At 59.4% G+C, this 14,066-nt stretch carries 13 protein-coding genes and 1 pseudogene; 11 read left to right on the top strand and 3 right to left on the bottom strand.

Going from position 1 to position 14,066, the window contains the following annotated elements; genetic code table 11:
- Window position 1 precedes the first annotated feature (1 nt).
- Window positions 2-1,279, top strand: coding sequence for an aspartate aminotransferase family protein (locus ACR0IK_RS12520; protein WP_480641738.1), 1,278 nt, complete (start codon window positions 2-4; stop codon window positions 1,277-1,279).
- Between the two features lie 221 nt (window positions 1,280-1,500).
- Here ACR0IK_RS12520 and hemC read toward each other — a convergent pair whose 3' ends face one another.
- Complete coding sequence (gene hemC, locus ACR0IK_RS12525) at window positions 1,501-2,460, bottom strand: hydroxymethylbilane synthase (RefSeq protein ID WP_480592602.1); 960 nt, start codon at window positions 2,458-2,460, stop codon at window positions 1,501-1,503.
- A 107-nt stretch (window positions 2,461-2,567) separates the two neighbouring features.
- Here hemC and hemE point away from each other — a divergent pair, with 107 nt between their 5' ends.
- Window positions 2,568-3,602, top strand: a complete 1,035-nt coding sequence (hemE, locus tag ACR0IK_RS12530; RefSeq protein WP_480592604.1) for a uroporphyrinogen decarboxylase — start codon at window positions 2,568-2,570, stop codon at window positions 3,600-3,602.
- A gap of 58 nt (window positions 3,603-3,660) precedes the next feature.
- On the opposite strand, the gene ACR0IK_RS12535 is transcribed toward hemE, so the two are convergent.
- Complete coding sequence (locus tag ACR0IK_RS12535; RefSeq protein WP_480641739.1) at window positions 3,661-4,770, bottom strand: CaiB/BaiF CoA transferase family protein; 1,110 nt, start codon at window positions 4,768-4,770, stop codon at window positions 3,661-3,663.
- A 170-nt stretch (window positions 4,771-4,940) separates the two neighbouring features.
- On the opposite strand from ACR0IK_RS12535, the gene ACR0IK_RS12540 reads away from it, so the two are divergent.
- The 6 genes and pseudogenes from ACR0IK_RS12540 (at window position 4,941) to uvrC (ending at window position 11,636) form a co-directional block, all read left to right on the top strand.
- On the top strand, window positions 4,941-5,870 hold the full coding sequence (locus tag ACR0IK_RS12540; RefSeq protein ID WP_480592608.1) for an ABC transporter ATP-binding protein: 930 nt from the start codon (window positions 4,941-4,943) through the stop codon (window positions 5,868-5,870).
- Window positions 5,867-6,628, top strand: a complete 762-nt coding sequence (locus ACR0IK_RS12545; RefSeq protein WP_475207878.1) for an ABC transporter permease — start codon at window positions 5,867-5,869, stop codon at window positions 6,626-6,628. Before ACR0IK_RS12540 ends, ACR0IK_RS12545 begins: the two co-directional genes overlap by 4 nt.
- Before the next feature lie 113 nt (window positions 6,629-6,741).
- Complete coding sequence (locus ACR0IK_RS12550) at window positions 6,742-7,539, top strand: S49 family peptidase (RefSeq protein ID WP_480641874.1); 798 nt, start codon at window positions 6,742-6,744, stop codon at window positions 7,537-7,539.
- A 168-nt stretch (window positions 7,540-7,707) separates the two neighbouring features.
- Window positions 7,708-8,670: a calcium/sodium antiporter gene (locus tag ACR0IK_RS12555; protein WP_480592612.1), complete on the top strand. Its 963-nt coding sequence runs from the start codon at window positions 7,708-7,710 to the stop codon at window positions 8,668-8,670.
- Window positions 8,671-8,685: 15 nt separating this feature from the next.
- Window positions 8,686-9,471: pseudogene (locus ACR0IK_RS12560) on the top strand (SDR family oxidoreductase); the annotation flags it as partial.
- A gap of 290 nt (window positions 9,472-9,761) precedes the next feature.
- Complete coding sequence (gene uvrC, locus ACR0IK_RS12565) at window positions 9,762-11,636, top strand: excinuclease ABC subunit UvrC (RefSeq protein ID WP_480592617.1); 1,875 nt, start codon at window positions 9,762-9,764, stop codon at window positions 11,634-11,636.
- On the opposite strand, the gene ACR0IK_RS12570 is transcribed toward uvrC, so the two are convergent.
- Entirely contained in the window at window positions 11,633-12,517 is an 885-nt protein-coding gene (locus ACR0IK_RS12570; protein ID WP_480592619.1) for a DMT family transporter, read from the bottom strand. The genes uvrC and ACR0IK_RS12570 overlap by 4 nt on opposite strands.
- 183 nt (window positions 12,518-12,700) lie before the next feature.
- Between ACR0IK_RS12570 and pgsA the strand changes: the two genes are divergently transcribed.
- Genes pgsA through ACR0IK_RS12585 form a run of 3 tightly spaced genes read left to right on the top strand, consistent with a single transcriptional unit; the run spans window position 12,701 to window position 14,063 of the window.
- The gene (gene pgsA / locus ACR0IK_RS12575) at window positions 12,701-13,369 is read left to right on the top strand and encodes a CDP-diacylglycerol--glycerol-3-phosphate 3-phosphatidyltransferase (protein ID WP_480641740.1); all 669 of its coding nucleotides are present in this window, start codon (window positions 12,701-12,703) and stop codon (window positions 13,367-13,369) included.
- Between the two features lie 3 nt (window positions 13,370-13,372).
- Window positions 13,373-13,618: a molybdopterin converting factor subunit 1 gene (gene moaD, locus ACR0IK_RS12580; protein WP_421597323.1), complete on the top strand. Its 246-nt coding sequence runs from the start codon at window positions 13,373-13,375 to the stop codon at window positions 13,616-13,618.
- A gap of 1 nt (window position 13,619) precedes the next feature.
- On the top strand, window positions 13,620-14,063 hold the full coding sequence (locus ACR0IK_RS12585) for a molybdenum cofactor biosynthesis protein MoaE (protein ID WP_480592624.1): 444 nt from the start codon (window positions 13,620-13,622) through the stop codon (window positions 14,061-14,063).
- Window positions 14,064-14,066: the final 3 nt, after the last annotated feature.

Consider the following 14,066-nt stretch of genomic DNA (forward strand, 5'->3'; position numbering starts at 1 on the left):
GATGCTGAAGATCAATACTCAATCCGAATGGATCACCCGCGCGAATAAGGTTCTGCCTGCCGGGGGATTTGGCAATTTCGACCCCGGTATCATCATCGCCCGTGGCCAAGGCAGCCGGGTCTGGGATGAGGATGGCACTGAGTACATCGACTATCTGATCGGCTCCGGGCCCATGCTGCTGGGCCATGGCCACCCCGAGGTGATGGAGGCCGTGCTGGAGCAACTGCCCAAGGGCATGACCTTCTTTGCCAACAACTCCAAAGGCATCGAACTGGCTGCGGCCATCGTCGAGGCCGTGCCCTGCTGCGAACAGGTGCGTTTTGTCGCTTCGGGCGGTGAGGCGGATATGTACGCCATCCGTTTGGCCCGCGCCTATACCGGACGCAACAAGATCCTGAAATTCGAGGGCGGCTACCACGGTATGAGCGCCGAGGCGCAGATGAGCCTAGCCCCCAGCCGACGGGTCAATTTCCCGCAGGCGGTGCCGGACAGTGCCGGTATTCCAGACAGCGTGGCCGAGCAGATGCTAATCGCGCCCTTTAACGATCTTGAGGCCGTCGCGGCCTTGCTGGGCGAGCATGACGACATCGCCGCGATTATGGTCGAGCCGCTGCAACGGATCGTCCCGCCCCTGCCCGGATACCTGCAGGGTCTGCGCGATCTGTGCGACAAGTACAACGTCTTGCTGATTTTCGATGAGATCGTCACCGGATTCCGGCTGGCCTATGGCGGCGCGCAGGAACGATATGGGGTTACGCCAGATATCTGCACGCTGGGCAAAATCATTGGCGGTGGCTTTCCTCTGGCCGCGCTGGGCGCAAGTGCGGAGATTATGAAGCACTTCGACAAGGCGCAGGTTGGCGAAGAGGGGTGGCTGATGCAGTTGGGTACCTTGTCCGGGAACCCTGTCGCCTCAGTCGCGGGTCTTAAGACGATGGAGATTTTGCGGCGTGAAGGCACCTTTGACCAGTTGCGCGCAACCGGGGTCGCGTTGCAACAGATACAAGTGGATGCTCTGAACAAAGCGGGTATTCCCCATCGCGTCGTCGGCGATGAAACGCTGTTCGATATCTATTTTACAAATGCAGCCTGCCGGGATTACCGCAGTGCCAAACATGACGACCCGCGCCGGAATGTCGTTTACAACGATACGTTGCGTGCGCACGGTATATTCAAATCCCCCGGCAAGCTTTACCCGTCATTGGCTGTAACCAAGGCTGATCTGGATCAGACCCGTGCGGCTGTTGAAAAGGCGGTAGAAGCTATCAGCGCTTCCTGACGTTCGATACAAAAAGAATTGGGCCGCTGTCGAAATATGACAGCGGCCCTAACCGATCAGTGATTTGGTACAGTCTCGCCCCCTCGAATACCACTTAAGCGAAAAAACTGAAAAAACTTTCGACTTTATCGAGATTGTTCCTTCATCTCATCGGTGTGACACCTTAATGCCAGATCGGGATGCAACCTACAGTGAAGTAATTCACATTACTCAAATTTTTTTCAATTTCTCCAGTCGAAGAAGCCTGGACCAGCTTTTTTTAACAGTGAATGTGCCATTGCGCGGCCCATTTCGGCACCGTCGGCAACCGCGCCGGTGATGTCTTCCGAGATCGACTCGGACCCGTCAGGACGCAGCACTTCACCGCGTAGGCGCAGCTGGTTGCCCTGCATTTCAGCCAGCCCGGCGATCGGGGTTTCGCACGAGCCATCCAGCGCGGCCAGCAGGGCACGTTCGGCAGCGAGGCGCTTGCCGGTTTCGACGTGATGGATTGCCTCAAGCATACCCGCAGCGCGGGAATCGTCGCTGCGACGCTCGATGCCGATCGTGCCCTGCGCGATGGCAGGCAGCATGTCCTCGGGCGCGATGGCGGTGGCTGGAACCTCGTCCATGTTCAGGCGGCGGATGCCGGCCATGGCCAGAAAAGTACAGTCGGCCACGCCGTCGGCCAGCTTTTTCAGCCGGGTTTGCACGTTGCCGCGGAACTCGACCACATTCAGGTCGGGCCGCCGGTTCAGCAGTTGCGCCCGGCGGCGCAGCGACGACGTGCCGACCACCGCGCCCTGTGACAGGTCGTGGATCGAGCTCAGGCTGGGTGAGATGAACGCATCGCGCACATCTTCGCGCGGCAGGAAGGTGTCCAGCACCAAACCCTCGGGCTGTTCCACCGGCATGTCCTTGGTGGAATGCACCGCGATGTCGATGTCGCCCCGCAACATCGCCTCTTCTATTTCCTTGGTGAACAGTCCCTTGTTACCGATCTCTTTCAGCGGGCGATCCGCGTCGATCATGGCGCGGTTGTCACCGGTGGTCTTGATCACCACGATTTCGAATGCCTCTTCCGGCAGGTCGAATGCCGTGCCCAGCCGTTGCCGGGTTTCATAGGCTTGTGCCAGCGCCAGGGGCGAGCCACGGGTGCCGATCTTGAGCGGTGAGGCGGGTGTGGGCAGGTTCAGTGTCATGCGCACAGCTTTAGTCGCGTCACATTGCCCTGACAATGGGGGCATGGCTTGACAAATTGCCGCCGAAGGCAGACCCGTTGCGACAAACCGGATGATTGGGGGCAAAGATGGCCGAGACAAAGACACTGCTGCGGGCGCTGGCGGGCGAGGTACAGGATGTACCGCCGATCTGGATGATGCGTCAGGCCGGGCGGTATCTGCCGGAGTACCGGGCGACACGTGCGCAGGCGGGGGATTTCCTTTCACTGTGCTACAACCCGGAACTGGCGGCCGAGGTGACCCTGCAGCCGATCCGACGCTACGGGTTCGACGCGGCGATCCTGTTTGCCGACATCCTGCTGGTGCCGCAGGCACTGGGCGCGGATCTGTGGTTCGTCACCGGGGAAGGCCCGCGTCTGTCGACCATCACGCAGCAATCGGAATTTGATGCTTTGAAACCGGTTGAGGACATCCACGAGACCCTGTCACCGGTGTATGAAACTGTCCGCATCCTGTCGCGGGAATTGCCGTCCGAGACGACTCTGATCGGGTTTGCGGGCGCGCCATGGACGGTGGCCACCTATATGATCGCCGGACGTGGCACGCCGGATCAGGGTCCGGCCCATGCGCTGCGCGAGGAAAACACCGCCCTGTTTGAAGCGCTGTTGGAGCGGATCACGCTGGCGACGATCGAATACCTTTCGGCGCAGATCGAGGCAGGGGCCGAGGTGGTCAAGATCTTTGACAGTTGGGCAGGGTCCCTGAAGGGTGAGGCGTTCCGGAAATACGCGGTTGAGCCGTGCCGCGTGATTACGCAGGCCATCAAGGAGCGCCATCCCGGTATCCCGGTGATCGGTTTCCCGCGTGAGGCTGGCGATGGGTATGTTGGATTCGCCAACGCGACCGGAGTGGATTGTGTGGCGCTGGACAACTCGGTATCGCCGGAATGGGCAGCCGAACATGTGCAGGTCGATGGTTGCGTGCAGGGCAATCTGGCCTCGTCGCATATGGTGACCGGAGGCCAGGCGCTGGTGGATGAGACGCGCCGGATCGTCGAGGCGTTCTCGAAGGGGCCTCATATTTTCAACCTCGGTCACGGGATCACGCCGGATGCGAATCCGGAAAACGTACAACTGATGATCGACGCGGTGCGCGGCCGGTAAAAAGCTAAGGGGGCCACCCCCTTCCTGGCCTATAGCCGATTCATCCTCCGGTTTGTTTTCAGCCAGATGAAGAAACGGGCGTTTGCTGCGCGTTCAACTCGTTCAGAATGTCCTTGCGGTGTTCTCCGCGCGTGGGGCTGGGTTTGGGCTGCCATTCGAATGTAGAGAATCTGGGGGCGGCGGCGGCTTGCAGGGCGCCGTCGGGTGCGTGCCACGCCTGGCGCGCGATATTCATCGGATGGCCCATTGCTTCGGTTGGGCTGAGGACTGGTGCGACGCAGGCATCAGTGCCTTCGAACAGGTCTGCCCAATGATCCCGGGGTTTGCTGGCGAAGACTTCGGTTAGGCGTTGGGTGAGTGCAGGCCAGGTCGCGGGATCGTACTGCTGTTGGAACTCAGGATCGTCCGACAGTCCCAGCTTTTGCAGAAACAGGGCGTAGAACTTGGGTTCAAGGCATTGGACCGTCACGAAGCCGCCATCGGCGCAGGTGTAGGTACGGCTCCAGTGTGGGCCGTCCAGCAGGCTTTGGCCGCGCGTCTCGGACAGATTGCCGGATTGGCCCAAACTCATCAGCAGGTTCATCATATGGGCCGAGCCATCGTAAATGGCGGCATCGACCACCGTGCCTGTGCCGGTTGTCTGCGCGTTCAGCAGTCCGGCCAGAAGGCCCGCGACCAGATACATGGCACCGCCGCCAATGTCACCGACAAGTGTGGCCGGGGTTTGTGGTGGTTGGCCAGGGGCGGAGCCGTACCAGAGCGCTCCGGACAAGGCGATATAGTTCAGGTCATGACCGGCCGTATTTGACAAGGGGCTTTTCTGACCCCAGCCGGTCATCCGGCCGTAGACCAGTTTGGGGTTCAGCTCATGGAATGTGGCGGGGCCGAGGCCAAGTTTTTCCATCACGCCCGGACGGAAGCCTTCGATAAGCGCATCGGCCGAGGTGATCAGGCGTTTGGCAACCTGCAGATCGCTCTCGTTTTTCAGGTTCAGATCAATCGATCGTTTGCCGCGATCCAGAATCGAACGCTCAGGCATTCCTGGTGTTACGGCCTGCCCTTTGCGGTGAATGGTAATCACATCCGCGCCCATATCCGCCAGCAGCATTGCTGCAAAGGGAGCGGGGCCCAGCCCCTCGATTTCAATTATTCGAATACCGTTCAGCATCGCGCCCCTCCGTTTCGCCGCAGGGTTTCGGGATCGCTGCCGAATTGCAAGGCCCAAGACGGTTGAGGCGGTGCGTTAACCACCCGCAAAAAAGCGCAGGGTCCTGTGCGAAATTGGCCTGTTCTGCGCTGGGCGGGCGGGGTAGGGTCGCCCCAGAACAGGGAACATGCATGACAGCCATTCTTTCCATTAAGGATCTGCGCAAATCCTATGCCGATGGGTTCGAGGCGTTGAAAGGTGTCTCGCTGGATATCGAGCAGGGGGAAATCCTGGCGCTGCTCGGGCCCAACGGGGCGGGGAAGACGACACTGATCTCGACCATCTGCGGCATCACCACACCGACGTCGGGCAAGGTGACGGTGGGCGGTCACGATATACAGACGGATTTCCGCGCCGCACGTCGGATGATCGGTCTGGTGCCGCAGGAGATTGCGCTGGAGCCTTTCGAGAAGGTCTGGAACACGGTGCGCCTGTCGCGAGGCCTGTTCGGTCTGGGCCGCGATGATGCCAAGATCGAAGACATTCTGCGCAAGCTGTCCCTGTGGGACAAGCGCAAGAACGCGATCAAGGAGCTGTCCGGAGGTATGAAACGCCGGGTTCTGATCGCCAAGGCGCTGTCGCACGAGCCGCGGGTGCTGTTTCTGGATGAACCCACCGCCGGAGTAGATGTCGAGTTGCGCAAGGATATGTGGGAGATCGTCGCCGAATTGAAACGGGCCGGCGTAACCATCATCCTGACGACCCATTATATCGAAGAGGCCGAAGCCATCGCCGACCGTGTCGGCGTCATTGACAAGGGTGAACTTCTGCTTGTGCAGGAAAAAGAAATGTTGATGTCGCAGATGGGTAAAAAGCAGCTTGAGGTGATGCTGACCGAGCCGATCCAGACCATCCCGGACAGTTTGGCGGCGCATAACCTGGCGCTGAACGGCAATGGTGATGCGCTGGTCTATACCTACGATACCCATGCGGACCGTACCGGCATCACCACCTTGTTGAATGACGTGGCGCAGGCGGGGCTGGTGTTGCGCGATGTGCAAACCCGCCAGTCGAGTCTGGAAGAGATATTCGTCAATCTGGTGTCCGGAGAGCCCGCATGAACTGGTCCGCCATCGCCGCAATCTACCGCTTTGAAATGGCCCGGTTCTTTCGCACTCTGGCGCAGAGCTTTCTGTCGCCGGTCCTGTCGACCTCGCTGTATTTCGTGGTTTTCGGCACCGCCATAGGCAGCCGTATTCAAGAAGTCGAGGGCGTTTCCTATGGCGCGTTCATCGTGCCGGGGCTGATCATGCTGTCGGTGGTCATGTTGGCGATCTCCAACGCGTCCTTCGGAATATACTTTCCCAAGTTCCTGGGCACGATTTACGAGCTGCTGTCAGCGCCCGTGAACTTTATCGAGATTGTAATCGGCTATGTTGGGGCTGCGGCGACCAAGTCGTTGTTCGTGGGGTTGGTCATCCTCGTAACAGCCTCATTCTTTGTGGATTTACGCATCGAACACCCGTTTGCAATGGCGGCTTTTCTGATCCTGTCTTGCCTCAGCTTTTCGCTGCTGGGATTCATCATCGGCATCTGGGCCAGCAACTTTGAACAGATGTCGCTGGTACCGCAACTTGTAGTGACACCGCTGATCTTTCTGGGGGGCACGTTCTATTCCATCTCTATGCTGCCGCCGCTGTGGCAGACCATTACCCTGTTCAATCCGGTGGTCTATCTGATCTCGGGGTTCCGGTGGTCATTCTATGGGCTGGCGGATGTGCCGATCGGGTTCAGCTTGTTGGCTATTGTCGCGTTTACCGGCCTGTGTCTGGGCATTATCTGGTGGATCTTCAAAACCGGCTGGCGCATTCGCAGCTAGGTTGTATCGGGCGTTGCATTTTTGCCCACCGGTCCCGGGAAATGTGTTCACGTCACGTCTATCGGCCAAGCGGTCCCTTGTTTACCGGATGGGTGCACTCTACATCGGCATCCATGAAACTCAGCCTGCCGTTTCTCAAAAAGCAACCCTGCGTGGCCGTTGTGCGCCTGTCCGGTGCCATCGGGATGGCCGGGCGTGGGTCGATGTCCGACACCGCGCTGGCCCCGGTACTCGAGAAAGCCTTTCGTAAGGGCAAACCCGCTACTGTCGCGCTAGAGATCAACTCGCCCGGTGGCTCGCCGGTGCAAAGCTCGTTGATTGGCGCGCGAATCCGGCGTCTGTCCGATGAACTGAATGTCCCCGTCATCGCGTTTGTCGAGGATGTGGCGGCCTCGGGTGGTTACTGGTTGGCTGCTGCGGCGGACGAGATTTATGCCGATGACAGTTCGGTATTGGGGTCAATCGGGGTGATTTCGTCCGGCTTTGGTGCCCATGTCCTGCTGAAACGGCAGGGAATCGAGCGACGTGTGCATACGGCGGGGCAGTCGAAATCCATGCTCGACCCGTTTGCGCCGGAAAAGAAAGAGGATGTCGCGCGGCTGGAAACCCTGTTGGCCGACATCCACGAGAATTTCATCACCCATGTTAAAACCCGCCGTGGCAGCAAGCTGGACGAAAGTCAGGACCTGTTCACCGGGGAAATCTGGCTGGCACGGCGGGCGCAGGAACTGGGCTTGATCGATGGCATCGCGCATCTGAAACCGAAGATGCAGGAACGCTTTGGCGACAAGGTCAAGTTTCGCCGCTATGGGCTGCGCAAACCGATCTGGTCGCGGTTCGGCACCTCGCTGGCGCAGGACGCCATCGCCGGGCTTGAGGAGCGTGCTGCCTACGCGCGTTTCGGTTTGTGACGTGATTATCAAGATTGTCACCCTGTTTCTGATTGCCATGGGTGTATTGGCGATGTTCGGCAAGCTGCGCTTTCCGGGGCAGAAAAGGTTGCAATCCTCAAGATGCCCGCGCTGCAGACGGTTCAGGATCGGCAAAGGCCCCTGCGCCTGCGAAAAAGGAGGCCGTACATGACGGCATGGCTGTTATCCGGCCTTGGATTGTTGATCCTGTTGCTGGCGGGTGACGCACTGGTGCGCGGTGCAGTGAACCTGAGCCTGCGTCTTGGCGTGCCCGCGCTGATCGTCAGCCTGACGATCGTGGCCTTTGGCACCTCGGCGCCCGAGCTTTTGATCGCCATCAGCGCGATCAAGGAAAACGCGCCGGGGATCGCCCTTGGTAACGTGGTCGGGTCGAATACGGCGAATATCCTCTTGGTTTTGGGTGTGCCGGCCTTGCTGTCGACACTGCACACCAGCGAATGCAACAGCCGCAGGAACTATGTTTTCATGCTGTTGGCTTCGGTGCTGTTCATCGGTCTGGCCTTTTGCGGTGTGTTCACTCTGGTCAGTGGGGCGATCCTGCTCGCGGCATTGGGTCTGGTTCTGTGGAACGCCTTCCGCGAGGCGCATGCGCACCGCAAAGCCTGTGGTCAGGCCTGCGCCGAAGATGAAGATCTGGACGGTCTGGAAGAGGCCGACCCCAACATGGCCTACTGGAAGATTTCGATATATCTGGTGCTGGGCCTGATTGGCCTGCCGATGGGGGCGCATCTGTTGGTCGAATATGCCACGGTCATCGCCCTCACCTACGGCGTAAGCGAAACGGTGATTGGCTTGACGCTGGTTGCGGTCGGGACATCTCTGCCGGAACTGGCGACAACAGTGATGGCGGCGCTACGGCGGCAGGCGGATGTGGCGCTGGGCAATGTGATCGGGTCGAACATGTTCAACCTGCTGGCCATTGTCGGGATTGCCACGCTGGTTGGACCGATTCCTGTTGATCCGGAATTCCTGCGGTTCGACCTGTGGGTCATGCTGGGTGCCTCTCTGCTGCTGGCCCCGTTCGTGTTTTTCAAACAGGACATCACACGCACCTGGGGTTTCGTGTTGACCCTGCTATATGCAGTCTACGTCGTCGTGTTGCTGGTGTGATTAGATCAAGAGGAAACGTCCATGACCCGAGCGTTAGTGACCGGTGCCGGAATTCGTCTTGGCCGGGCCATGGCCCTGTATCTTGCGCGTCGCGGCTATGACGTTGCCGTGCATTTCGCCACTTCGGAACAGCCCGCGCAGGAAACGGTAGCCGAAGTTCAGGCCCTAGGCCGTAAGGCGGTGGCTTTGCAGGCCGATCTACTAGACGAGGCACAGGTCAGCGCGCTGCTGCCCCGTGCGGCCGAGGCGCTGGGCGGACCGATCACCTGTCTGGTCAACAATGCCTCGATCTTTGAATACGACAATATCAGCACGGCCACCCGGCAAAGCTGGGACCGGCATATGGACAGCAATCTGCGCGCACCCTTTGTGCTGACGCAGGCGGTGGCAGAACAGGGGCTGACGCCAGACACGGATGAGGCGGGCGAACCCGTCGCCACCGGGCTGATAGTGAACATGGTCGATATGCGGGTACGCAAGCTAACGCCCGAGTTCATGTCCTATACCATCGCCAAGATGGGCCTGTGGGCGCTGACCCGCACCGCCGCTCAGGCGCTGACCCCTGCGATCCGCGTCAACGCCATCGGCCCCGGACCGACGATTCAGGGGCATCGGCAATCCGCAGATCACTTTAAGGCACAGCGTGCCAACACGGTGCTGGAGCGCGGGGCGAACGCCGCGGATATCACGGCTGCCTTGGGGTATTTTCTGGATGCACATGCCGTTACCGGACAGCTTTTATGCGTGGATGGCGGGCAGCATCTGGGCTGGCAAACGCCGGATGTTCTGGGGGTAGAATAGGTAATTCTGTTGCAAGTTTTGCACCGCTCGCATTCCTGTTACCTGCTCGTTACAAAAATGTCTTGTTTTTCATGTACTTGCCTTGTGCACAAAATAATATAACATAAAAACAATAAGTTACACATGTGCCTATTTTTTGTGCAAATTGGGAAATCCGCAAGTAAACAAGGGAAATTCGCCGTCCCCGGAAACTTATCTGCGCAGTTATCCACAGAAACCGTGGATTTGTTTTCTCTTGATCTGCGGCCCTCAAGATTGCAGCCGCGGTCAGGGAATCATATCTCAGGCCCATGACGACCCAGGACGAATCGAATCCGGACATTCAGCCCACCGGCTATGCTTGTATCCAGCGCTATGTGAAAACGCTGGACAGCTCGCCCGGTGTGTACCGGATGCTGGATGCCGACAGCCGGGTTCTGTACGTGGGAAAGGCGCGGAATCTGAAGGCGCGGGTGTCGAACTATACGCGCCCGGGTCATTCGGGGCGGATCGAAAAGATGATCGCTTCGACCGCTTCGATGATGTTCCTGACCACGCGGACCGAGACCGAGGCGCTGCTGCTTGAGCAGAACTTGATCAAGCAGCTCAAACCCAAATACAATGTGCTGTTGCGGGACGATAAAAGCTTTCCCAATATTTTGGTCGCCAAGGAACACGCCTTTCCGCAGATCAAAAAGCATCGTGGTGCAAAGAAAGAGAAAGGCGCTTATTTCGGTCCCTTCGCCAGTGCCGGCGCGGTGAACCGGACCCTGAACCAGCTGCAAAAGGCGTTCCTGCTGCGCAATTGCTCAGATTCCATGTTCGACAGCCGTACGCGGCCCTGTCTGCTCTATCAGATCAAGCGCTGTTCGGGGCCGTGTGTCGGACTGATCTCGGAGGTGGATTACCGTGAGAGCGTCAAGGATGCCGAACGTTTCCTGTCGGGCCGCTCGACCAAAGTGCAGGAAGAGCTGGCCGAGCAGATGATGGCCGCGTCCGAGGCGATGGAGTTCGAACGCGCCGCCGGTCTGCGAGACCGTATCCGGGCGCTGACCCAGGTACAGACCTCTCAGGGTATCAACCCGCGCGGCGTAGCCGAGGCGGACATAATTGGGCTCTATATGGATAGCGGGCAGGCGTGCGTTCAGGTGTTCTTTATCCGCGCTAACCAGAATTGGGGGAACAAGGATTTCTACCCCCGGGTCGGGGCGGATGTGTCCCCGGCTGAGGTGATGGAAGCGTTCCTCGGCCAGTTCTACGACAACAAGGAACCGCCGCGGCAGTTGATCCTGTCGGATGGGATCGAAAACGCCGACCTGATGCAGGAGGCTCTGTCTGAAAAGGCGGACCGCAAGGTGGAAATCCTTGTTCCTCAACGCGGCGAGAAACAGGAACTGGTTGCCGGAGCCCTGCGCAATGCGCGTGAGTCTCTGGCCCGCCGCATGTCAGAAAGCGCGACGCAGGCCAAGCTGCTGCGCGGTGTGGCCGAGGCGTTTGATCTGGATAACCCGCCGAGCCGGATCGAGGTCTACGATAACAGCCACATTCAGGGCACAAATGCGGTGGGCGGCATGATCGTCGCGGGCCCCGAGGGGTTCATGAAGAACGCCTATCGCAAGTTCAATATCCGTGGTGATGATCTGACCCCGGGCGATGACTTCGGCATGATGAAAGAGGTTCTGACCCGCCGCTTTACCCGTCTGCAGAAAGAAGATCCGGATCGTGACAAGGGCATGTGGCCCGACCTTCTGCTGATTGACGGCGGGGCCGGGCAGGTTAGTGCGGTGCATGAGATCATGCAGGCCCATGGGGTTGAGGATATTCCGATGGTCGGGGTTGCCAAGGGCGTAGACCGCGACCATGGCAAGGAAGAGTTCCATCGCATCGGTCAGCGACCCTTCGCGCTTAAACGCAATGACCCGGTCTTGTACTTCGTCCAGCGCCTGCGAGATGAGGCGCACCGCTTTGCCATTGGTACCCACCGCGCCAAACGGGCCAAGGCTGTGGGCGCAACGCCTTTGGACGAAATCCCCGGAGTGGGGGCTGCACGGAAACGGGCGCTATTGGCGCATTTTGGCAGCGCTAAGGCGGTAAGCCGCGCGAACTTGGCAGATTTGAAGGCGGTCGACGGGATTTCGGCCGGGTTGGCGCAGAAGGTCTATGACTTCTTTCACGACAAGGGCTAGGTCTTTCGTCCGCGCCACAGGATATAAAGCCCCGAGGCCACGATCAGCGCGCTGCCAATCCACATAGTCTGATCCAGTTGCTCACCAAACATGACCACGCCCAAGCCGACACCGAACAGCAGGCGGGAATAGCGGAAGGGCGTGACAGCCGAGACTTCACCCGTCCGCATGGCTTTCATCAGCGCGGAGTAAGCTGCCGTGCCCATCAGAATCGCGCCGCCCACATGCAGGCTGGTGTGCAGGTCCAGCGGTGCCATCGGTACACCCTCCCAGAACCGATAGGCCAGCCCGGCGACGATGATGCAAAGAAAGCCGTAGAAGCCCAGCACCTCGGTCCCCAGCGTTGCCGGCGCGGCACGGCTGGCCAGATCACGCCCGGCAAAGCCCAGCATGCCCAGCACCGCAAGGATGGAGAGGGCCGAGAAACTGTTACCGGTCGGCTGGATGATCACAACCACACCGATGAGGCCGATCAGAATGGCGCTCCACCGGCGCCAGCCGACAGTTTCGCCAAAGAACAACGCGGCCCCTGCGACCACGACCAGCGGAGTGGCCTGCAGGATCACCGTGGCCGCGGACAAAGGCGTCAGCGTGATGGCCAGTACATAGAACAGCCGCCCGAGGATTTCGAACAGCACTCGCACTTTCATGGGGCGCGATAACACATCGGGGTGAAACAATGATGTTCCGCGCAGCACGGCTGTAACCGCAAAGATCACCGACCCGCCCGCACCGAACAGCAGCAGGATTTGCCAGATAGGAAGGGCCGCGGATGCACCCTTCAACAGCGCATCCTCCAGCGCGAACAACGCCATTCCGGCGATCATCCACGCGCTGCCGATCAGGTTGGATCGGGGGTCGGTTTGAATATGTGCAGTCACGACGTGCCTTTGCTCCTGAACCGTCCGCCAATCTGACTGCAAAGACGCCGTGCGCCAAGCTGTATCTGACTGAGAGTTCCCGGTTGCGACCCTTTGCCTTTTAGCCCTGCAACCGCCTGTGATCGGGTCAGTTTTTTGCCTGCCCGTCTTTTCTGTCCCGAACCGGCAATGTAGTGTCGAACCATGAAGTGGAACCTGCCCAATATTCTGACAGTGCTGCGCCTTCTTGCAGCTCCCGGTCTGGCCGTGATGTTTCTATATTTCAGCCGCCCTTACGCAGACTGGTTCGCGCTGATCCTGTTCATGACAGCGGCGATCACCGACTGGTTCGATGGCTACCTGGCCCGCACGTGGAAACAGGAAACCAAGATCGGCGCAATGATGGATCCGATTGCTGACAAGGCGATGGTGGTGATCGCGCTGATGATCCTTGTGGGTTATTCGACCGAGCACTGGACACCATGGCTGGTGCTGCCCGCCACCGTGATCCTGTTCCGCGAGGTGTTTGTCTCGGGCCTGCGTGAATACCTGGGCGATACGGCGGGCACGCTGAAGGTGACCAAGCTGGCCAAGTGGAAGACGACTGCGCAGATGGTCGCCATTGCGGTTCTGTTCTCGCAAGGTATCTTCGAGCATAATTTCGTCATGGCCACCTTCGGTATGGACGCCGTGACGATGGATCAGGTTCTGACCGGACAAGTCGAGGACCTGAACCACATCCGCTGGCATCTGGAAGGGATGTTCTGGTCCGGCCGTATCGGTTTGTGGCTGCTGTGGATTGCCGCCACACTGACATTGATCACCGGCTATGACTACCTACGTAAAGCCATGCCCCATTTGAAGGAGAGCTAACCGATGGACGTGCTGTATTTCGCCTGGGTGCGCGAACGCATCGGCCTGCCGAAAGAAAAGGTCGAAACACAGGCCGCAACGGTCTCTGATCTGGTGGTCGAACTCAGCGCGCGCGAAGACCGGTATGCGGCGGCCTTCGCCGATCTGTCTGCGCTGCGGGTCGCACTGGATCAGGAGCTTTCGGATTTTGACGCCTCGCTGGCAGGCGTGCGCGAGGTCGCGTTTTTTCCGCCGATGACCGGTGGCTAGGATGCGTATTGCGGTTCAGGAAGAAGCGTTCGATCTGGGGGCTGAAGCCAACGCATTTGCGTCGGGCAACGCAGCCAACGGGGCGATTGTGACCTTTACCGGTGTCGTGCGTGATCTGGCCTCGGGCGATCTGGATGTGATGGAGATCGAGCATTACCCCGGCATGACCGAACGCGCCCTTGCAAAGATCGCCGAAGAGGCGCGATCACGCTGGTCTCTGGGTGATGTGCTGGTGATCCACCGCCACGGGCGACTGGCGCCGGGGGATCGGATCATGATGGTTGCCACGGCCGCCCGGCATCGCAAGGACGCGTTCGAGGCAGCAGAGTACCTGATGGACTACCTGAAATCCCGTGCGCCGTTCTGGAAGAAGGAAATCACCAAAACCGGTGAAGAATGGGTTGCCGCGAAGGAAGAAGACGAGGATGCGCTGACCCGCTGGTAGGGT

The organism is Ruegeria sp. BF7 (genome assembly GCF_056538605.1).